14 protein-coding genes are annotated in these 20,822 nt (G+C 70.5%); 7 read left to right on the top strand and 7 right to left on the bottom strand.

Features of this window, described 5'->3' with window-relative positions:
- Positions 1-73 precede the first annotated feature (73 nt).
- Positions 74-2,479 carry an ABC transporter permease gene (locus tag G4D85_RS47715; RefSeq protein ID WP_164021677.1) on the top strand — a complete coding sequence of 802 codons (2,406 nt, stop codon included), beginning with the start codon at positions 74-76 and terminating at the stop codon, positions 2,477-2,479.
- A gap of 53 nt (positions 2,480-2,532) precedes the next feature.
- Here G4D85_RS47715 and G4D85_RS47710 read toward each other — a convergent pair whose 3' ends face one another.
- The gene (locus G4D85_RS47710) at positions 2,533-3,540 is read right to left on the bottom strand and encodes a hypothetical protein (RefSeq protein WP_164021675.1); all 1,008 of its coding nucleotides are present in this window, start codon (positions 3,538-3,540) and stop codon (positions 2,533-2,535) included.
- Between the two features lie 373 nt (positions 3,541-3,913).
- On the opposite strand from G4D85_RS47710, the gene G4D85_RS47705 reads away from it, so the two are divergent.
- Positions 3,914-5,413: a hypothetical protein gene (locus tag G4D85_RS47705; RefSeq protein ID WP_164021673.1), complete on the top strand. Its 1,500-nt coding sequence runs from the start codon at positions 3,914-3,916 to the stop codon at positions 5,411-5,413.
- Between the two features lie 18 nt (positions 5,414-5,431).
- On the opposite strand, the gene G4D85_RS47700 is transcribed toward G4D85_RS47705, so the two are convergent.
- From G4D85_RS47700 to G4D85_RS47690, 3 genes are all read right to left on the bottom strand, one after another.
- Positions 5,432-6,445: a formylglycine-generating enzyme family protein gene (locus G4D85_RS47700; protein WP_164021671.1), complete on the bottom strand. Its 1,014-nt coding sequence runs from the start codon at positions 6,443-6,445 to the stop codon at positions 5,432-5,434.
- A gap of 195 nt (positions 6,446-6,640) precedes the next feature.
- On the bottom strand, positions 6,641-7,900 hold the full coding sequence (locus G4D85_RS47695; RefSeq protein WP_164021669.1) for a threonine/serine exporter family protein: 1,260 nt from the start codon (positions 7,898-7,900) through the stop codon (positions 6,641-6,643).
- Positions 7,901-8,064: 164 nt separating this feature from the next.
- The gene (locus G4D85_RS47690) at positions 8,065-9,873 is read right to left on the bottom strand and encodes an AsmA family protein (protein ID WP_164021667.1); all 1,809 of its coding nucleotides are present in this window, start codon (positions 9,871-9,873) and stop codon (positions 8,065-8,067) included.
- A gap of 360 nt (positions 9,874-10,233) precedes the next feature.
- Between G4D85_RS47690 and G4D85_RS47685 the strand changes: the two genes are divergently transcribed.
- On the top strand, positions 10,234-11,382 hold the full coding sequence (locus G4D85_RS47685) for a hypothetical protein (RefSeq protein ID WP_164021665.1): 1,149 nt from the start codon (positions 10,234-10,236) through the stop codon (positions 11,380-11,382).
- 15 nt (positions 11,383-11,397) lie between these two features.
- Positions 11,398-12,288 carry a bile acid:sodium symporter family protein gene (locus G4D85_RS47680; protein WP_164021663.1) on the top strand — a complete coding sequence of 297 codons (891 nt, stop codon included), beginning with the start codon at positions 11,398-11,400 and terminating at the stop codon, positions 12,286-12,288.
- A 24-nt stretch (positions 12,289-12,312) separates the two neighbouring features.
- On the opposite strand, the gene G4D85_RS47675 is transcribed toward G4D85_RS47680, so the two are convergent.
- On the bottom strand, positions 12,313-14,202 hold the full coding sequence (locus tag G4D85_RS47675) for a SulP family inorganic anion transporter (RefSeq protein WP_164021661.1): 1,890 nt from the start codon (positions 14,200-14,202) through the stop codon (positions 12,313-12,315).
- Between the two features lie 205 nt (positions 14,203-14,407).
- On the opposite strand from G4D85_RS47675, the gene G4D85_RS47670 reads away from it, so the two are divergent.
- Both G4D85_RS47670 and G4D85_RS47665 read left to right on the top strand, forming a co-directional pair.
- The gene (locus G4D85_RS47670; protein WP_205526031.1) at positions 14,408-15,229 is read left to right on the top strand and encodes a neuromedin U; all 822 of its coding nucleotides are present in this window, start codon (positions 14,408-14,410) and stop codon (positions 15,227-15,229) included.
- Positions 15,230-15,278: 49 nt separating this feature from the next.
- Complete coding sequence (locus G4D85_RS47665) at positions 15,279-16,238, top strand: CorA family divalent cation transporter (RefSeq protein ID WP_164021659.1); 960 nt, start codon at positions 15,279-15,281, stop codon at positions 16,236-16,238.
- A 4-nt stretch (positions 16,239-16,242) separates the two neighbouring features.
- Here the strand turns inward: G4D85_RS47665 and G4D85_RS47660 are convergent, their stop codons facing one another.
- Entirely contained in the window at positions 16,243-16,821 is a 579-nt protein-coding gene (locus G4D85_RS47660) for a DUF4136 domain-containing protein (protein WP_164021657.1), read from the bottom strand.
- A 246-nt stretch (positions 16,822-17,067) separates the two neighbouring features.
- On the opposite strand from G4D85_RS47660, the gene G4D85_RS47655 reads away from it, so the two are divergent.
- Positions 17,068-19,464, top strand: coding sequence for an arylsulfatase (locus G4D85_RS47655; RefSeq protein ID WP_164021656.1), 2,397 nt, complete (start codon positions 17,068-17,070; stop codon positions 19,462-19,464).
- 58 nt (positions 19,465-19,522) lie between these two features.
- Here G4D85_RS47655 and G4D85_RS47650 read toward each other — a convergent pair whose 3' ends face one another.
- The gene (locus tag G4D85_RS47650; RefSeq protein ID WP_164021654.1) at positions 19,523-20,716 is read right to left on the bottom strand and encodes a porin family protein; all 1,194 of its coding nucleotides are present in this window, start codon (positions 20,714-20,716) and stop codon (positions 19,523-19,525) included.
- Between the last annotated feature and the right edge of the window lie 106 nt (positions 20,717-20,822).

The following is a 20,822-nucleotide window of genomic DNA, read 5'->3' as shown; positions in this document are numbered from 1 at the left end:
CTCCCGGACGGCGCCCGCGGGTCTCACGCCCCCTCCCGCACTGGCGCTAGAGTTGCAAACCCCAGGGTCCGCCATGTCCCAGCTCCTCCAGGACGTCCGCCTCTCCCTGCGCCGGATGCGGCGCGAGTTCGCCTTCACCCTGGTGGTCGTCGCCACGCTGGCGCTGGCCATTGGGGCCACCACCTCCGTCTTCAGCGTGGTGTACCAGGTGCTGCTGCGGCCGCTGCCGTACGCCGCGCCGGAGCAGCTCGTCCGCCTGTTCCAGTCGAGTCCCCAGAGGGAGCGCATGGGCGTGTCGCTTCACGCCCTCCAGGCGTGGCGTGAGCGCACACCTTCCTTCCTGGGACTGGAGGGAATGACGCTGCGCGACTTCACGCTCACCGGGGACGGGCCGGCGGAGCGCGTGCGCGCAGCGCGAGCGACGGCGGGGCTGCTGTCGATGCTCGGCGTGAGGCCCGTTTTCGGGCAGACGTTCGGCCCCGAGACGGAGGTGGCCGGGCGCGACCAGGTCGTCCTGCTGTCCCATGAGCTCTGGCAACGCCGCTTCGGCGGAAGCCCGGACGTGGTGGGGCGGACGCTGCTCCTCAGCGGCAAGGTCTACACGGTGCTGGGCGTCCTGCCCGCGGGCTTCCGCCTCGCTCCAGGCGTGGACGCGTGGACCCCGCTGGCCCTGGACCTCGCGGGAGGAGAGCGCCCGGAGGCCCTCTGGTTGCGAGCCCTGGGCCGCCTCCGTCCCGGCGTCTCGGTGGAGCGTGCGAGGGAGGAACTGGCGGGGGTGGCCGCGTCGATGGCTCACGAGGCGGCCTATGCGGAGGAGGCCCCCGGCGTGCGCCTGTTCCCCCTGCACGCGCAGGTGGTGGAGTCCACGCGAGAGCCGCTCTGGTTGCTGGCCGGCGTGGTGGCGCTGGTGCTGCTCGTGGCCTGCGCCAACGTGGCAAACTTGCTGCTGGCCCGGGCCAGCGCGAGGGAGCGAGAGGTGTCGGTGCGCGCCGCCCTTGGCGCGGGCCGCGCGCAGTTGATGCGGCAGTTCCTGGTGGAGAGCGTCCTGCTCGCGCTCGCGGGGGGCGCGGCGGGGCTGCTGCTGGCCCTGTGGGGCCTGGACCTGCTGCGTGCGCTGATTCCGGGCGAGGTACTGCCTCCCGAGTCGTTGCGGCTGGAGCCTCACATGCTGGCCATTGCCGCGGGGCTGTCTTTGCTCACCAGCCTCCTGTTCGGCCTGGTGCCGGCGCTGCGGGCCGCGCGTGCCGACGGGCGTGGGGCGCTCGGGGGCCTGCGGGGAGGCCGGGGTGCCACGGGGCAGGGGCGCGCTCGCGCCGTGCTGGTGGTGGTGCAGGTGGCGCTGGCGCTGGTGCCGCTGGTGGGGGCGGGGTTGATGCTGCGCACCCTCCACTCGCTGTACTCGGTGCCCCTGGGCTTCGAGCCTCGCGGTGTCACCGTCGCGGACGTGTTCGTTCCCAGGGAGAAGTACCCGGACGTCGAGTCTCGGCGCGGAGTCCTCGCCTCGGTGCTGGAGCGGGTGCGCGGGCTTCCGGGCGTGCAGTCCGCGGGCCTGGCCAGCACGGTGCCGCTGTGGGGACGTACCGGCCTGGCCTCGGTGCTGTTGCCCGGCGAGCCCGCCGCCGTGGCGGACACCCGGGAGCTGAGCCACTTCCGCACCGCGAGCGACGGCTACTTCGCCACCCTGGGCATGCCCATCAAGGAAGGGCGCGGAATCGAGGCCTCGGATGGTGCGGGCACGGCGCCCGTGGCGGTCGTCAACGAGACCTTCGCCCGGCGTTACTTTCCCGGCCGGAGCGCGGTGGGGCAGCGCGTGAAGCTGACGCTCGACGGCGAGTCCTTCCGCGAGGTGGTGGGCGTGGTGGGGGACGTCCACCACGACAGCGTCGACGAGGCGCCGGCCTCCGAGGTGTACCTGCCGGTGGGGCAGTTCGAGGTGCTGTACATGCTGCTCACCGTCCGGTCCACGCAGGGGCTGGACGTGCTGGCGCCCGTGCTGCGGCAGGAGCTCCGCGCGGTGGACCCTGACCTGCCGCTGGTCCAGCTCCGCTCCATGGTGGACCTGGTGGACGCGAGCCTCGGGAGCACGCAGGTGCTGGGCACGCTGCTGGTCGCCATGGCCGTGCTCGGGCTGGTGCTGGCGGGCGTGGGGCTGTACGGCGTGCTGGCCTACTCGGTGAGCCAGCGCACCCGGGAGCTGGGCATCCGCATCGCGCTGGGCGCGACGGACGGTCAGCTGGTGTGGCTGGTGGTGCGGCAGGGCGTCCGGCTCGCCGCGCTGGGCGTCGTCCTGGGGCTGGTGGGCGCGGCCATGCTCGCGCGGAGCCTGGCCAGCCAGCTCCATGGCGTGGACACGTTCGACGCGTTTACCTTCGGAGGGGTGCCCCTGCTGCTCGGGGCGGTGGCGCTGCTGGCGAGCTGGCTGCCCGCCCGCCGCGCCTTGAGCGTGCCGCCCAACGAGGCGCTCCGAGGGGACGGCTGAGCCACCGCGCACGGGCCCGGAGCCAGGCCCGCGCGCGTCACTCCCTCACGGTGTTACGGGCAGCGCACCACGCCGATGTCCGACTTGCGCGTCCCCGTGCCACCGCTGGCCGTGCTGCCCGAGTGGGCGCCGCAGGTGGCCCAGGCCCTCACCGCGGCGGGAGGGCTGAACGGGTTGAAGGGGCCCACCCAGAACGAGCCGCGCTCCACCTTCTCCGTGTTGCTGGCAGTGCTGCTGCCTCCGCTGAAGGCGGTGCCGAGCAGGTCCACGTAGGTGACGATCACCCGCATCGTGTGCGGCTCGCCCACCTGCCGCGAGCAGACCCAGGGGATGAAGCCCTTCCAGCAGAAGAAGCGCTCCGTCCGGGTGCCGCCGCTGACGCGCTCGGTGACGCTGCTGGTCCAGTTGAACAGCGTGTGCACGTTGATGGAGTAGCCGCGGATGCAGAAGCCGGAGGCGTTGCAGAAGGTGCCGGTGCCGACTGTCGCATGACGCAGGGCCTGCGCCGTGGGCCCCTCGCCTGGCAGGTCCTTGCCCTCCACGCCGCCCCTCGGCGGAAGTTGCACGTCGCCGCAAACCTCTGGACGCACGCAGACGGGCTCCCCTCCGACATAGATGTAGCCCTTGAGCCCCCCCAGGAAGGCGCCCACGGGGTTGACGACGTCATGGAGCGCCTTGGTCTCCGCGTCCGCGATTGCCGGTGCGCCGGCGATGACGTAGTCGCCGCTGACGCCTTCCAGCTCCCCCGTCTTGGGGTGGAAGTGGACGCGGGCGTTGAGCTTCTTCTGCGTGAACTCCGCGAAGGCCTTCCAGTCCTGGAACTGCAAGGGCTCGGAGCTCGCGGGCTGGAACACCACCTTGTCGCCGGTGGCGTCGAACTGGACGATGCCCGGCTTGTCGCTGTTGAAGAGGGTGGCGGTCGGCTGGCCCGGAAGGGCCTCCTCCGCGAAGGCGGTGACGGTGCCGGGCTCCGCTTCGGGCGGCGCCTCGTCTACCGTGCCCCCGCACGCGGTGGTGAGTGCCGTGAGCCATACGACGAGCTGCTTCTTGTGCTGGTACATGGTGTTTCCCCCATTTCCCGCGCGGATGGATGTGAGGCTTTTGCGCGGGCGGAGGCAGTATTGACGCATGTATCAGCGACAGCCAGTTTGTCTTTGACTTTCAGTACGACCCCGCTCGAGGGGGCCGTCCTGACTCACTCAGTCGAGAGGGGGGGGGGCTCCTGCCCGGCGGCGCCGCTGGCGTCGCGTGCACGGACAGGTGGAGTGATACCCACAACCCCGGCATGCCTGGCTTCACCTCTTGTGAATACCGTACAGTCCAGGATTCGCGGGGCGTTCAGCCGGTTCCGCGAGCCCTGGCTGGCAGTCGGGCACGGGCCCATTCCACGACGGCATCAGTGCGCGGTCCTTCCGCGCGGGTAAGAGGTCACGCTTGAACCGTACGAGCAAGAAGCTGCAGTCCTCCTGGCGTCTGTCGCTGGGCGGCGCCGCGCTGGCGATGTTTGCCGGCTGTGGTGACGCGAGCCCCGCGCCCCAGCCCCCGCCGGAGCCCACGGAGACGCCGCGCCTCGAGCAGGCACCGCACCCCGAGCGCCGCGGCATCGGCGCCGTGGAGCTGCCGCCGCGCGGCCCCTCGGCGCAGGTCATCATCGTGGACCCGCGCAGCTCGCTCATCATCACCGATGACATCATCGTGCAGAACTTCCCGCTGCAGCAGGTGATGCAGCAGCTGGTGACCCAGTCCGGCGTCCCGGGGCTCACCCCGCTGGCGCTCTTCCAGAACTGGTGGAGCACGGCGACGCCGCCCGGCTGTGTGCCGAACTTCAACAACTTCCCGTATCAGTGTCCTCGCATCGAGGGGAACCAGGCCACCGTCAATCCCTTCATCAGCCCCGGGGTGAACCCCAACGAGTACGTCCCCACCGCGCTCGTCAACCGCTTCGACCTGGCGCCACTCAGCGGGGACGACTGCGGCGAGTACCGCATCGTCTACGCGAAGCGCTCCGGCTTCACCAACCCGGGCAACCGCAACCTCCTCATCTTCGAGGCGGTGCTGCCCAACCCCACGCCGACCCTCGGGCTCGCGGGCTGTCAGCCGGTGGCGCAGTTCTGGGCGAACCTGAGCACCACGGCCAGCCCCGGCGCTCGCACCGCCATGCTCCTGAACTTCTACTTCACCGGCCTGCCGGGCTTCATGCCGGTGGTCCACTTCGAGAACTACGGCAACCGCGTGGGGCCTCCCATCAGCGGGCAGGTGCGCACCAACCAGTTCATGCAGCCGCCATGGACGCTGCGGGAGTTCAAGGTGACGCGCACGATGTGCGGCTCGGTGCCCTGCGCGCTGAACTTCCGGCCGGTGACGGTGGCGACCAACCCGGGTGGCACGCTGTTCGACCCTCTCTCCGGACACCCGCTGGCCCCCGCCTTCCAGAACACGGACTTCCCGGCGCAGGTGCCGAGCCTGGCCGTCAACGACATCAACCTGTTCAACCTGGCGACCACGACGCCGGTCAACAGCGGGCAGAGCAACGCGCAGGGCCCGGAGAACGACTACCTGTTCCACTTCGGCGGCGGGCCGAGCCCGTTCCGCACCAACATCCAGAACGAGCTCGCCCTGATTGGCAGCCCGCTGACGGCCCAGGACATCGTGGCGCGCTCGCTGGCGCTCTCGTGCGCGGGCTGCCACCAGATCAGCAACGGCGCCAACCTGGGCGGCGGCATCTTCTGGCCGCCTTCCGCGGGCTTCGTCCACGTGCTGGAGCAGACCGAGCCCGGCCCCTTCGGCCCGCGCTACCGCATCTCCCCGGCCCTCATGTCCACCTTCCTGCCGCACCGCAAGGCCGTCCTGGAGACGTTCCTCAATGGCAACTGCGGGGACACCGTCTGCCAGCCCTGGGAGACTCCCTCGGCCTGCTCGGCGGACTGCCCGTAGGACGGACGCCGCCGGGCCTCAGTGTGGGCTGACGTGGACGATGCAGCGGAAGCCGATGTGCGTCGTTCCACTCTCCACGGCCTGCGGGGAGCGCGCCGCGGGCCGGTAGCGGAGGCAGTAGTTCTGCGCGCACAGGTGGCTGCCTCCCTTGAGCACCCTGCGCGGAATCTTCACGTGCGGGGTGTGGGGATCGTAGCTGCGGTCGGAGGTGGAGGGGCCGCGCGGGTTGACGGGGATGCAGCACGCCTTGCCTCCGTTGCCCTGGTGCTGCTCCCGGAACCAGTCCGTGGTCCACTCCCACACGTTGCCGGCCATGTCGTGGAGGCCGTACGCGTTGGGGGGGAAGCTGCCCACGGGTGACGTGCCCTCGAAGCCGTCGGTGTTGAGGTTCTGCCACGGGAACTCGCCCTGCCAGATGTTGGCCATGACCTGGCCACCGGGCGAGAACTCGTCACCCCAGACGTAGATCTTCCGGTCCAGCCCGCCGCGCGCGGCGCGCTCCCACTCCGCCTCCGTGGGCAGCTCCTTGCCGGCCCAGGTGGCATAGGCCAGCGCGTCCTCGTAGCAGACGTGGACCACCGGGTGCCGCTCGCGCCCGTGCAGCGTGGTGCCCGGACCTTCCGGGTGCTTCCAGCAGGCCCCGGGGGTGTAGTCCCACCACTGCGTCAGGTCCTTCAGGCTGACGCGTTGGGGCGTCTTGTGGAAGACGAGCGAGCCGGGCACGAGCGCTTCCGGGGCCGCGCCCGGGTAGTCGTCGGGGTTCAGCGGGCGCTCGGCCACGGTGACGTAGCCGGTGGCCTGCACGAAGCGGGCGAAGTCGTCATTCGTCACCGGGTAGCGGTCCATCCAGAAGTCCGTCACCGTCACCTGGTGCGCCGGTCGCTCCTCGGGATAGTGGTGGTCCGAGCCCATCCAGTACGTGCCGCCGGGGATGAAGGCCATGTCTGGAAAGGGCGCGTCCTCGGGTACTCGCTCGTCGCTCCGGGGCCCCACGTCTCGCGCCGCGACTCCACTGCTGATGTCCATGCTCATCGCCCTGCCTCGTTGTGTCCGGAGAGAAGGGGCGCGCTCCGCCCCAGGCGGCAAGCTGCTCGCACGCACGGCGCGTCACCACCCGCCCGCCGGGGCGAGCGGGTGTACACGGCGGGCCACGCGGCTCCGCCCACGGGGCATCCGCTCGGCGTCATGGCAGTGGGGAAGGACGGGACCTACGCGAGCGCGCCCCGCTCAGGCTGGCACCCGGCCTGCCTGACTCCGGACGTGGGACGTGCCAACGAGGGATGCGAAGACCAGGCCCATGACGAGCTGCGCGGCCACCAGGAGCACGTCGAAGAAGCGCTCGGGGGTGGCGGACGTCCCGGGCTGGAGCAGCGCCAGCACGGCCTGGGTGCCGAGGAAGCCAGGCGCGAGCTGCAGCAACCCCGGCATGATGATGGTCGTCGCGGCTCTTCCCGGACGCCGGGCGTAGAGCAGGCCGGCGACGCCCAGCACGAACGCGGCGAGGATGGGGCTGCCACGCCCGCCGACGAGCAGCTTCGTCAGCTCCTGCGTTCCGAACGCCAGCATCACCGCGCCGACAATCCACGGAAGCTCGCGCTGCCGGCCCCCCATGCAGATGGTCAGCGCGACGCCGCCCAGCGCGACGATGGCCAGCACCACCGGCTCCGGCAGGGGAGACGTCTCGACTTGCGCGGGGAGGGCGGCGAATACGCCCCAGAGCCGGGTGGCGGCGACGATGCCCACGCCCAGCAGCAGGAAGCGCAGCAACCCATAGGTGAGACGCGCCAGGCCGGCTTCAACCGACTCGCTGACCAGCTCGAGCGACCCCAGCGTCACCACCATGGCGGGAATGAGCAGCGTGGCCCCACCGAACAGGGCGCGTGCGATGCCGAATGGGGGCAGCACGAAGGTGAGCCCGAAGGCGACCAGCGCTCCCAAGAAGGCCGCGAGGAAGCTCTTCTGGAGGTCGATGCGCATCGACCGGAGCGTGCCGAAGTGGATGACTCCGGCGAGGACGCCGATGAGGGCCGCGGCGACCATCTCCCACCACGCCCCTCCCACGCGCGCGGCGACGGCCGCGCTGTACACGCCATAGGCGGCGTAGACGAGCCACTCGGGATAGGCCCGGGGCAGGTGGACGATGCGCTCCAGCTCCGCGCGCGCGGAGGGGACTCCATGCTGCCCCGCCGCCACCGCGTGGGCGAGCGTGAGCATCTGGGAGGTGCGGCGGAGGTTCCAGTGCGGATTGAAGGGCAGGCGCTCCATGTCCATCCGCCGCCGCCCGCCCGAGACGACCTCCGTCGTCACCAGGCTCTGGAGGGTGAAGACCTCCATCCCCAGTCCCCACGCCTTCGCGGCGTCCTTCACGAGCGACTCCACCTTGGGGGCGGGCAGGTAGGCGAGGTGCAGCGCCCGGGCGAGGTCCAGCAGGAAGGCCACGGCGGCTTCCTCTTCGGCCGGGGAGAGGCGGGCGGTGGTGGCACTCATGCGAGGGACTCCCGGGACGGCCCCGTGTTGCTTCCACGCCGGGCCGTTCATGGCCCCACGGGGCAGGTCTGCTGAAGCTCCGTCCCCCGGGACGCGCCGTCATCGGCCCCGGGGAGGGGAGGGCCGGTGGAGCGGGCGATGCTCCCGGCCGGCCGGCGGTGGGCTCAGCGGGAGGGAGGCTCCAGCCGCGCCTCGTACCAGTGCCGTCCGTTCTTCAGGTGCACCTGCGTGTCGCCGGGCATGACCTCCACCCCCACGCTCTTGGTGCCCACCGTCACCAGCAGGATGGCCCGCATGTCGCCAGCGGCCACGTCCACTTGCCCCTCCAACTGGAGGTTCCGGGCCCGGGCCCGCAGCTCCCGCACCCGGGCTCCCGCTGCTCGCCAGGACACGTGGCCGGATACCTCCAGCCCATCGGCCTCGAACAGCGGAGACAGGATGGAGGGCAGCTTCCCCCGGGACGTCAGCAGCGCGACGAAGGGGAGCGCGTTGGAGAAGCTCCCGGTGAAGCGGGCCTCCAGGGCCCCCGAGGAGAGGGAGAGGGTGGCCTGCGGAAAGGACAGGCTTCCTTCCCACTTGCGGACATCCTTCCCCGGTACGTCCGCGGACACCTCTCGCAGTCGCAGGTGGGTGCCATCCAGCCCCAGGTGCTCGCCCCGCAGGCTGAACCGCCCGGCGTCGACCTCCAGGGAGGCCATCCCCTGCAGCCGCGTCTCCCCGCAGCGGGCGGACAGCAGGTCGGTGTCCACGTGCAGCCGGGCTTCGTTCCCACGTGCCCCGGGTTTCAGGTGGGCGTCGGCCTGAAGGAAGGCGCTGCCGGAGTCCAGTCGGAACGTGGGGGCCGTGCGGGCGTTGAGCGGGCGCAGGTCCACCGGGTGGCTGCGCGCCACATGCAGGTGGACCACGACGTCCCAGTGGGGCCGCGTGCCGGGAGCCTCCGGTGTCAGCTCGCGCGGCACTGCGTCGACGGAGACCGCCACCTCTGGAAGCTTCAGCAGCAGGCCTTCGGGGCCTTCCACCCGCACGGGCGTGAAGGCGAGCCGCAGCCGGGCGCGGGCCGGAGCGCCTTCCCTCGCCTCCACCCCACCGTCCAGCTCCCAGGAGGCGCGCGCGCGCACCGGCCCGAGGGCCAGCTCCGCGGGCGCACCGCGGCCTTCCAACCGGCTCCCCGGCAGCAGCCGGCCGTGCTCGACCAGGACGTCGGCCAGCAGCTCACCGCCCCCGCCGTGGAGCGACAGGTGCTCGGAGGCGGGCAGCCATGCGCGCAGCGCCTCCAGCGAGGCCACGGCGGCGCGCGCCTGGAACCGCCCGCGAGTGCCGCCGAGCAGCTGCATCCGCTCGCTTCCCTCCCGCGTGGCGTCCATGGTGAAGGCGGCCTGGGCCGCCTCCAGTGTCCCGACTTCGTGCCCCTCCACTTCCAGCGGGCCGCCCTCCAGCTTCAGCGCGTCCACCCTCAACGCGAGCCGCTCGCCGACGACGAGCCGCAGAGCGCCTCGCGCTTCTCCCTGTCCCCGGTAGCGCACCCCGTGCCAGACCAGCGCACGAAGCGCGTGGGCCTCCACGTCCCGCAATTCCACGTCCCAGGGCTTGTGCTCCTTGTGGGGAGGGAGGGTGTCCTCGGGGCGCGTGGGTCGGATCCCCGCGCGCACGCCGCGGGCTCGCAGCCCTTGAATTTCCACATGGCGGCGGAAGAGCGCGGACAGGGAGAGCTCCGCCTCCAGGGCGTCCACCTCGACCCGCCAGATGTTGCGTGGGTCCCGGTGCTCCACGGAGAAGCCCCGTGCATGCACCTTCCAGGGCCACGGTGCCCAGGCGGCGGTCCAGCTCATCCGCGTTGCATGTGTATCGCGGTGGATGAGCGATTGGACGAGGCCGGCGTTGAGCGCGACGTGGAGCAGCGCCTCCAGCAGCAGGATGACACCGAGTCCCCGGCCGAGCGCCCGCCTCCACCGGAATCGCGCCTGCCTGGCCATCGTCGCCGTCCGTCCCTGTCCGTGCGCGTGCTTCGCCCCGACCGGGGACGGAGGGAGCGCGGGCTCCGCCCCTGGCGGCAAGCTGCCTCCACGCCTTGCAGCAGGGAAGCTGCCCTCCGGGGAGGGCCCACGTCCGCGCCAGCACGCATCGTCCTCCGGGGAGGAACGGGCGGGCGGAGCCGGCGCCTCGTGAGGCACGGGGCCCGTACCCGCGCCCTGGGGCTCGGCCGCCTCGCTGGCCGAACAGATTGTCCATCCATGACGCAGCCCCCACCGTGGAGTGGAGGGCGCCCGCCGATGACCGCCCGCGGCCGGCCGACAGGGCTGGCTCCTTCTTCACGGACGGGATGCCGCCGGAACATGGACGCCACTTCCACACTCCCCGACTTCGCGCTCATGCAGGGTGGTCCGTTCTTCCGGCTGGAGTGCCGGGTCCACCTCTTCACACCCCAGCGCGACAAGGTGCTGGCACGTACGCTCGTCATCGTGGCGCTGGCCTGGCTGCCGCTCCTGTTCCTTTCGATGTTCGAGCGTGGCACGGCCCTGGGCCCCCTGTTCGGAGACCTTCAGATTCACGCCCAGCTCCTGGTGTCCATGCCCGCGCTCATCCTGTCCGAGCCCTATGTGAACGGGCGCATCCGGCTGGCGGTCCAGCAATTCCTCAGCTCGCACCTGGTGGGGGTGGGCAGTCGGCGGAGCTTCGAGCGCGCCGTATGCGTGGCAATCCGGTGGCGCGACAGCGCCTGGGTCGAGGCGGGCCTGGTGGCCGTCTGCCTTGGCCTCTCGTTGCTGGAGCGGATCGAACCCAACAGGGGCTGGGCCTTTGCGTTGTCGGGAGGCGAGCTCTCGCCGGCGGGCTGGTGGTACCTGGCAGTGAGCCGGCCGCTCTTCATCTTCCTGCTGCTGCGCTGGGTGTGGCGCGGCGTGGTGTGGGCGGGCTTCCTGTTCCGCGTCTCGCGGCTGCCCCTCGCGCTGATGCCCACCCATCCGGACACCATGGGGGGGCTGGGCTTCCTGCCCGTCTATCAAGCCTGCTTCGCGCCCCTGGTGTTCGCGCTGCAGATGGTGATGGCCGCGGCCACCTGGAGGACCCAGGCCGCGGGACTCGCCGCCGACCCCATCCCCCATATCATTCCCCTGGCCGTCATCGGGGTCATGGCCACCGTCGTGGTCTTCGCACCCCTGGTCTTCTTCATGCCCCAGCTCGTGAAGGCAAAGCGGCGGGGAGACCCTGCGTTCTCGGCGCTTGCGGCGTGGCACTCACGGCGGTTCGAGCGGAAGTGGTTTCACGAGCGCAGCAGCGAGGACGTGCTGGGCGCGCCCGAGTTCTCCTCGCTGGCCGACCTGGGGTCCACCTTCATCCTCGCACGGAAGATGCGCGTGTTCCCGTGGGACCCGCGCCCGCTGATGAGCGTCGCCGCCGCGGCGGTCCTGCCCATTGCGATCCTGCTGGTGATGGACCGGCATTTCCTCGAAGTCCTCAAGCTGCTCCGCCAGGGGCTGGGCTGAACCCGGGAGATGGGCATGCTGAAATCAATCGTCTTGTTCGCGCTGTCCAACGTCGTCGTCCTCTTCCTGTTCTCCGCGGGACTGGCACGGCACCCGGGAGAGCTGCGGGAGGCCTTCCAGCGGCCGGCGCTCTACGGACGGTCCCTGGCGGTGATTTTGGTGGTGGTGCCAATCCTGGCGTTCGCGGTGGTGTACCTGTTCCGCCTTCCTCCGGTGGCCGCGGGCGCCATCCTCCTCACGGCCATCTGCCCCGGCGCTCCCTTGCAGGTGAACCAGGCGAAGGCGCTGGGCGCCAGTGTGAAGACGTCCCTCAACCTCATCCTGCTGCTGGCCATCGGCTCCATCGTCACGGTTCCCCTCTGGATTGAGGTGGTGGATCGGTCCATGGGTCTCCAGCTCCAGGCCGGTCCTGAGCTGGTGTTCCGCCTCCTGCTCGTGAAGATCCTGCCGCCGCTGGCGGTGGGCATGGCCGTCCACCACTTCTTTCCGGAGGCCGCGAAGGTCCTGGCCGTGTGGGCCAACCGGGTGTTCATCGTGCTCCTGCTGGGCGTGGCGGTCCTTGTCATCTTCCTGGCCGGCCCGCGGCTATTGAAGCTGGGGTTGGGCCCGGTGCTGGCGCTGGTGGTGCTGGTCGTGGCCGCCACGTTCCTGGGGCACTGGGCCGGCGCGCCGCGTGCCGAGGACCGCAGGGCCGTGGCCCTGGCGGCCGGCTTCGCCCACCCGGTGCTGACGATGACCATCATCTCCCAGAGCTACCCGCGCTTTCAGGCGCTCGAGGTGGCGGCAGTGGTGGGCGCCATCATCCTGATTCGCATCCTGGCGCTGACGCCCTACAAGCTGTGGTCGAAGCGGCAGGGCCGCACGGAGCGCACCGGCCGGGTGCCTCCGGGCAGCGTGCCCACCTGACCTCCGCGGCGGTGGGCGCGCTGCTCACCCCTCCGGGGGCTTCTCGGGGCCCGCCATTCCGTCGCCGGCCCGCGTCAGCTCCTCACTCAGCTTCAGCAATCGCTGACGGTCCGCTTCCTGCTCCGCCGAGGGGACGGCCTCGTCCACCAGGGCGTGCAGCCGGTTCAGGCCGTCACGGATGAGCGCCCACTCCTCGCGCGAGTGCCCGGCCCGGTCGGCCAGGTAGGCCGTGACTCCATCCAGCGTCTGGGCATGAATCCGCTCGCTGCCTATCTTCTCCGTCACTCCCGACGTCTCGAGCATCCGCCGGGTCGGCTCCAGCACCCGGGACAGCATCAGCGTCACGTCGCGGTGCTCCAGGGAATCCTTCAGCTCGGCGAGCATGTCGGCGCCCGGGACGTCCAGGTCCACCGTCGCCTCCAGGTCCAGCAGCAAGGCGCGCACGCCCGGAGTCCTGTCCGCCCGGTCGATGATGGCGTCCCTCAGGGCGGTGGCGTTCGCGAAGAAGAGGCCTTCGTTGGGGCGGAGCACCAGCAGCCCGGGGATGGTGGCGGGCGTGGGCTGGCGCCGGACGTCGGCGAAGTCCAGCGTGCCCGGGGTCCGCCCCAGCTCGCTCACGCGGGGCTTGCTGGCACGCCAGACGAGGATGAGCACGGAGAGCCCCACCGCCAGCAGCAGCCCTGGCAGCACGTCCAGCACGAGCACGCCCAGCAGCGCGGCACAGGCCATCAGGAAGTCCGCGCGGCGCAGCCGGTACAGCCGGCGCAGCTCCGGCACGTCCATCATCCCGGAGATGGCCACCACGACGATGGCGCCGAGCGTGGCCTCGGGCAGGGTGCGGAACAGCGGCGTGAAGAAGAGGGCCACCAGCAGGGTGAGGCCCGCGGCCAGGATGGAGGACATCTCCGAGCGGGCTCCCGCCGCGTCGTTGGCCGCTGTCTTGGACAGGCTGCAGCCGATGGGGAAGCCCCGGAAGAGGCCCGCCCCCAGGTTCGCCGCGCCAATGCCGATGAGCTCCTGGTTGGCGTCCACCTCGTAGCGGTGCTTCGTGGCCATCATCCGGGCGGGGCCCACGGCCTCGGCGAAGGCCACCAGCGCGATGCCCAGCGCGCCTGGCAGCAGCGCGACCAGGTCCTTCCACGACACATCGGGGAGCCGGGGCCCGGCGAGTCCCGCCGGCAGCTCGCCCACCACCTTCACGCCCCGGGCCTGGAGCCCGAGCAACCCCGCAACGATCGTTCCCAGCACCAGCACCACCAGCGCGGAGGGAATCCGGCGTGACACGCGATCGATGCCTAGCAGCAGCGCGAGGCTCACCGCTCCGAGGATGGCGGTGACGAGGTGGGCCTGGGGCAGGTGGGTGACGAGGTGCCACAGCCGCTCGAAGAAGTTGCCCCCGCCGCCCTCCAGCCCCAGGAGCTTGGGCACCTGCTTGATGGCAATCACCAGCGCCAGCCCGAAGACGAAGCCGGTGAGGACGGACTCGGAGAAGAACTGCGACAGCCGACCGAGCCGTAGCACGCCCGCGAGGATGGAGATGACGCCCGCCAGCATGGCCAGGGCCGCGGTGAGGGCGATGAAGCGCGTGGAGCCGGCCGGAGCCATCGCCCCCACCGTCGCCGCGGAGAGCACGGCCACGGTGGCCGAGACGGCGACGATGAGCTGGCGCGAGCTGCCAAGCAGGGCATAGAGCACGAGCGCGGCCGGCGCGGCGTAGAAGGCCGTCTGGGGCGGCACGCCCGCCAGCTCCGCGTAGGCCATGCCCTCGGGGATGAGGAGCGCCGTCACCGTGAGGGCCGCCACCATCTCCCGCTTCAGCATGCGCGGGCGCCAGGCGGGCATCCACGCGAGGAAGGGCAGGTAGTGACTGAGGGGCTTCCGGTCCGCGGGAGGCGCGGTAGGAGAGGACGGCATGGGCGGCTCCTGGAACAGGTCCGCTTCAAGTTGTGGAGCAGCCGGCTGCGCGACAATCCGGCCGGTCGCCCTCGCGAGGAGGGAGGCGGTTGCCAGCAACGCCGTCCGCTACCTCCTCGCCCCGCGGGGCAGGGTGGATTGCGAATTTTCGGGGGAGTGGTCATCCCACGGCTTCACGGTGGACGGGGAAGGGCGGGGAGTCGGTATGGGGGCGCGGGCTTCGAGCTGGAGTGCGGCGCTGTGCGGGCTGGTGCTGGCGGGAGCCGTCGAGGCCAGCTCGCATGAAGACCTGGCCAAGGCGGTGCAGAACCCGGTGGCCAACCTCATCAGCGTGCCGCTGCAGGACAACGTGGACTTCGGCATCGACCCGGGTGACCGGGTGCGGAACACGCTCAACATCCAGCCGGTCATCCCCATGACGCTGACGGAGGACTTCAATCTCATCAACCGCATCATCCTCCCCGTCCTCTACCAGCCGGACCTGGCGGACGGGAGCGGCGGCACGTTCGGCCTCGGAGACACCTCGGCCACGTTCTTCGTGGCGCCCTCGAAGCCGGGGACGCTCATCTGGGGCGTGGGGCCCGCGCTGTTGCTGCCGACCGCCACCGATGACGTCCTGGGGACGGGGAAGTGGAGCATCGGGCCTTCGGCGGTGGCCCTGGTGCAGCCCGGCGACCTGTCCGCCGGCGTGCTGGCCAACAACGTGTGGTCCGTCTTCGGTGATGGGGACCGGGAGAGCGTCAACCAGCTCCTCGTGCAGTACTTCCTCACCTACAACCTGCCCGGGGGCTGGTACGTGACGTCCGCGCCCATCATCACCGCCAACTGGGAGGCGCCCTCGGGGGACCAGTGGCTCGTACCGTTCGGCGCGGGCGGGGGCAAGGTCTTCAAGGTCGGTCGCCAGTCGCTGAACGGCTCGGTGTCCGCGTACTACAACGCCGTGCGCCCGGACGTGCCGGGGGCCGCGCAGTGGCAGCTCCGTGTTCAACTCGCCTTCCTGTTCCCCAAGGGGAAGAAGGCCCCGTAGCCCGGCACCATCCGGGAACTCGCCACGGGGCCCTGGAGGAGAGAGGCGGATGACACCCTCCGACGACCTCACCGGCGCCTTCGCGCTCCTGTTGACGGGCGATGGAGGTGCACGCCCCGTTTCGCTCGACGACGCGCGGCCCGGGGACGGCCTGTCGTGGTTCCACTTCCCCCTGGAGTCGCCAGGGCTGTCACGGTGGCTCGAGGATCGCCTCGGTCTGCCGGAGCCGGTGCGGCGGCTGCTGCTCTCGGGCGCTACACACGTGCAGGTGGAGGCCATCGACCCCGATGGACTGGTCCTCCTGTTGCGCCAGCCGAGGACCCGCGCGGAGCCCGGCGTGAGGACCGGGCTGCGCGTGTATGCCACCCGCCACCTGTGCCTCACCCTGGCGGACCGGGAGGTGGCCTCCATCACGCTGTTGCGCCACGAGCTGGAGCAGGGGAGGGGCCCCCGCTCCACGGACTTCCTCCTCGGGCTCGCGGGCGCCGCGGCGTCGAGCCAGGTACTGCACGTCGTCGAGCTCGACGAGCGGATGGTGGACCTGGAGGCGCGGGTCGAGGCCCACGGGGCGGATGCGGCACAGCGGCTGCGCGACCTGCGGCGGGCCCTCATCGAGCTGCGCAGCGCGGTCTCCGCCAGCAGGGATGTCCTCATGCGCGTGGGCCTGCTGGACATCGACTGGCTCCGCGCGCAGCGCCGGCCCATGAAGGACCTGACCCGGCGCGCGGACAGCGTGCTGAAGGACTTGGACTCGCTCCTGGACCGCGCGCGCATCCTCCACGACGAGCTGAAGGCCCGGCAGGACGCGCGCATGAACTACACGCTCTACGTCCTCACCCTCATCTCCGGTGTCTTCCTCCCGCTGTCCTTCATCACCGGGCTGCTGGGTGTCAACGTGGGAGGCATCCCGGGCACGGCCTGGCCCGGCTCCTTCGTCGTGCTGTGCCTGCTGCTGCTGGCCCTGGCCGTGGCCGAGTGGTGGGCGCTGCGCCGCCGCAAGCTGGTGTGAGGCGTCACTTCCCCTTGGGCGGGAACTGCTCCAGGACATCCTTCACGGCCTCGCCGAGTCGCTCCTCGCGCCTCTGGGGCGAGGGGTTGTCTTCCAGCGCGGCCTGGGCCGTGCCGCGCCAGACGAGCTTGTTGGTGCCGGCGTCGACGACGTCGAGGATGAGCGTGCCCTCTTCGTACTCATCGACATAGGTCTGGGGGAAGGTGGCGCCCACCGACATGCCCGGCCCGTAGGGCGCGTACCAGGAGCCCCATCCATAGCCGTAGTACGAGTTCACCGTGTCCACATCCATCTTCTGGTCGATGGAGCCGTGCCAGCCGAACTTGAAGTCCGGATTCTCATCCACCTTCCGGTAGCCCCGGGACGCCAGCTGCGCATCCACCACCTTCTTCACCTGGGCCTCGGTGACGTCGTTGTAGATGCGAGGGTCCGCGCCCTCTGGCGCGGGCAGCCAGGCATACGTCTTGTAACCGTCCAGCTTGCCGACGGAGGCCGGGTCGTAGTGGGTGTTCGTCTCGATGCCGGAGCAGGCTGCCAACAGCAACAAGAGCAGCGGCACCGCAAGCCGGTGGTGCGGGGACATGACGCCTCCTGGGGGGCCCAGGTGGACCCGTGGGTTTCCTGACGTTGGGGGCGGGGACGCGAGTCCCCCAGGTGCACGGCTCCGGCCGCTCCCCTGGTCGGTACCGACTTCAGGGCTGGATCCGCCTCATGCCGGGAGGACTGTCCTGGGCCCGCGCGCGCGTCCACCCCGTGGGGCACTGGCCCGGGGCGTCACGCACCCTAGCTTCCTCGCACCCTGGATGCGCCAGTGGGGCAAGAGGATTTCATGAAGAAGAATGGCAAGCGGCAGGCGGGCAACGGAGAGGGTTCTCCCAACGACACACTCCAGCGCGAGGTGCTCCCCATACCGGACCAGCCCTACCAGGGCTTGCGTCCGTTCAGTGCCAGGGACCCGAGCGCGAAGTTCCCACCCATCGTCCCGCTGCGGCCTCCGAAGGGCGCGCCCAACGTCCTCGTGGTGCTGCTGGACGACGTGGGGTTCGGTGCCACCAGCGCCTTCGGCGGCGTCGTCAACACCCCCACCGCGGAGCGCCTGGCGGCCAAGGGCCTCAAGTACAACCGCTTCCACACCACCGCGCTCTGCTCGCCCACGCGCGCCGCGCTCCTCACCGGCCGCAACCACCACGCGGTGGGCTTCGGCGGAATCACGGAGACCGCCACCTCCTCGCCGGGCTACAGCTGCGTGCGCCCCAACCACTGCGCGCCGGTGGCCGAAGTCCTCAAGCTCAACGGCTACAGCACCGCGCAGTTCGGCAAGTGCCACGAGGTGCCCGTCTGGGAGACCAGCCCCGTGGGGCCCTTCGAGCGGTGGCCGACCGGCTCCGGCTTCGAATACTTCTTCGGCTTCATCGGCGGCGAGACGAACCAGTGGTACCCGGCGATCTACGAGAACACGACGCCCATGGAGCAGGACCGCACGCCGGAGCAGGGCTATCACTTCATGGAGGACATGACGGACCGGGCCATGGACTGGGTGCGCCAGCAGAAGGCGCTCGTGCCGGACAAGCCCTTCTTCGTCTACTTCGCCCCGGGCGCCACCCACGCTCCGCACCATGTCCCCAAGGACTGGGCGGACAAGTACAAGGGGCGCTTCGATGCCGGCTGGGACGCGCTGCGCGAGGAGGTCTTCGCGCGGCAGAAGAAGCTGGGCGTCATCCCCAAGGACTGTCAGCTCACCCCACGCCCCAAGGAAATCCCCGCCTGGGCGGACATGCCGGAGAAGCTGCGGCCGGTGCTCGCGCGGCAGATGGAGGTCTACGCGGGCTTCCTCGAGTACGCGGACTTCCACGTGGGACGGCTCATCGACTCGCTGGAGAAGATGGGCGTGCTGGAGGACACGCTCGTCTACTACATCATCGGCGACAACGGCGCCTCCGCCGAGGGCACCGTCAACGGCACGCTCAACGAGGGCTTCATCTTCAACGACATCCTGGGCGTGGAGACGCCTGAGTACCTCATCCAGAACATGCACAAGCTCGGCACACCCGAGGCCTACAACCACTACGCGGTGGGCTGGGCGCATGCCATGGACACGCCCTACCAGTGGACCAAGCAGGTGGCCTCGCACTACGGCGGCACACGCAACGGCTGCATCGTCCACTGGCCCAACGGCATCGAGGCCCGGGGCGAGGTCCGCTCGCAGTTCTCCCATGTCATCGACGTGGGGCCCACCATCCTGGAGGCCGCGAACCTGCCCCAGCCGGTGGCGGTCCACGGTGTGCAGCAGACTCCGATGCAGGGGACGAGCATGCGCTTCAGCTTCGACGACGCGAAAGCGCCGGAGCGGCATGAGACGCAGTATTTCGAGATGTTCGGCAACCGCGGCATCTACCACCAGGGCTGGACGGCCGTGACGAAGCACCGCACCCCGTGGGAGACCAAGGCGAGCGTGAGCCTCGAAGAAGACGTCTGGGAGCTCTACGACACGACGAAGGACTGGACGCAGGCGCGCGACCTCGCGACCTCGCGGCCGGACAAGCTGCGCGAGCTGCAGCAGCTCTTCCTCATCGAGGCCGCGAAGTTCTACGTGCTGCCGCTGGACGACCGCGGTGTCGAGCGCTTCAACGCGGAGCTGGCCGGGCGGCCCGAGCTCATCCAGGGCGACTCGCAGATGCTCTCGGGCTCCATGCGGCGGCTCGGCGAGAACTCGATGCTCAACATCAAGAACAAGTCGCACTCCGTCACCGCCGAGGTGGAGATACCGGCGGGCGGCGCGAGCGGCGTCATCATCACCCAGGGCGGCTCGTTCGGCGGCTGGTGCCTCTACGCGCGCCGGGGCCGGCTCAGCTACTGCTACAACTACGGCGGCCTGCGTCGGGACTACGTCGAGGCCACCAGCGAGCTGCCTCCGGGTACGCACCAGGTCCGCATGGAGTTCAAGTACGACGGCGGAGGCCTGGGCAGGGGTGGCGACGTGACGTTGTACGTCGACGGCAAGAAGGTGGGGCGCGGCCGGGTGGAGAAGACCCTGGCCTACGTGCTCTCCGAGGAGACGGCCGACGTGGGCATGGAGCATGGCTCCCCCGTGGCGGAGGGCTTCCACAACGGCGACAGCAAGTTCACGGGCCGGGTGAGGTGGGTGCAGCTCGACAAGGGCAAGGAGGACTTCGACCACTTCGTCTCGCCGCAGGAGCTCTTCAAGATCGCGATGTCCCGGCAGTAGGAGCCAGGAAAAGGCTCGTGGCTACCAGAGCGGGAAGCCACGAGCCGTCCTCGCCGCGTCAGAAGGCGAGGTTGACCTGCAGGGTGATGAGGTTCGTGGTGCCCGGGTCCTTCGCCAGCACGATGCCCGTGGCGGCGGCCGGGTCCGGCGTCTCCTGGTGCGCGACCTGGTAGCGCAGCTTGAGGGCCAGGTACGGCGCGTCCACGAACCACGCGAGCTGGGCCTCGGCGACGTAGAGCAGGTCGTCGTCCAGGTCCCAGCTCGCGTCCAGGTAGCTGAGCCGCACCCCTGCATCCAGCACCTTCTTGTAGAAGACATAGTCGGCCTGCACCCACGCGCCGAAGCTGGTGAAGCGGGCCACGCCTCCGGGCGGCTCGGTGCGGCGGAGGTACGCCTCTCCGAAGAAGCTGAAGCGCCGGGCCTGCACGAATACATCCGCCCCGCCCGTGGCGAAGCGGCGCACGCCCTGTCGCTCGATTCGGAAGATGCCGGCCTCCGGGTTGAAGTTCTCCTGGATCTGCTCCACCTTGCCGCCGGCGCCCTGCACGGTGAAGGAGACGTTGAGGGGAGGCTCCGTGTCACCCGACATGATGTAGGGCAGCTCTCCGTAGCCCGGCTTCCCCATGGGGAACCAGGTGAGCCGGGCGTTGAGCTGGTAGCGGCCGGGCTCCGACGTGACGGTGCGCAGCGGCGAGCCGCTGTAGATGCCCGCGTAGTATTCCAGGTGCTCCAGCGTGCCGAAGACGGTGAGGCCCTTGTCGCGGCCGGTCCAGAAGTAGTTGGCGATGGGGGCGAACTCGGGGAAGAGGATCTGCTGTGGCCCCCAGGACTCGTGTCGGCTCAGCGGGGTGTACTGCTGGCCCGCGCGAAGGCCGAGCGCGTCGATGGGCTGCACGTCCACATAGCTGTCCAGCACGTAGATGGGGAACGCCGCCATCTCCAGCGAGGTCCAGAAGCGGATCCACGGCCGGTAGAGGTTTCCCTTGAGGATGGGGCGCAGGAAGGAGAAGGCGGTACGGGACTCGGCCTCTCCGTTCAGGAAGACGGGCTCGATCTTGTACCCGGCCTGGAGCCCCAGGCTGAGCAGGTAGTTTCCGTCCGTGGACTGGAGGTGGAAGCCCTTCTCCCGGTCGAAGCCCCCCGTGAGCGACGGGCCGTCCTCCTTCGTCGCGTCGTCCTCCGCGGCCCACCCCGGCGACGGCGACAGCAGCGCCGACACCGCGAGTCCGCCCACCCAGCGTCTCCAGCTCATGCCCGTCTCCCCCGCCTGCGAGCACCGGGGGGCAACCCGTCCCCCGGGCCTGATGCGTGCGGCACGGTGGGGGCCCGGAGGCTCCGTGCCCATCAGACACGAGGGG

Origin of the sequence: Pyxidicoccus trucidator (genome assembly GCF_010894435.1) — a bacterium.
Taxonomy (GTDB): domain Bacteria; phylum Myxococcota; class Myxococcia; order Myxococcales; family Myxococcaceae; genus Myxococcus; species Myxococcus trucidator.
The sequence above is the reverse complement of the archived record's forward strand: the minus strand, read 5'-3'. Positions and strand labels throughout refer to the sequence as shown.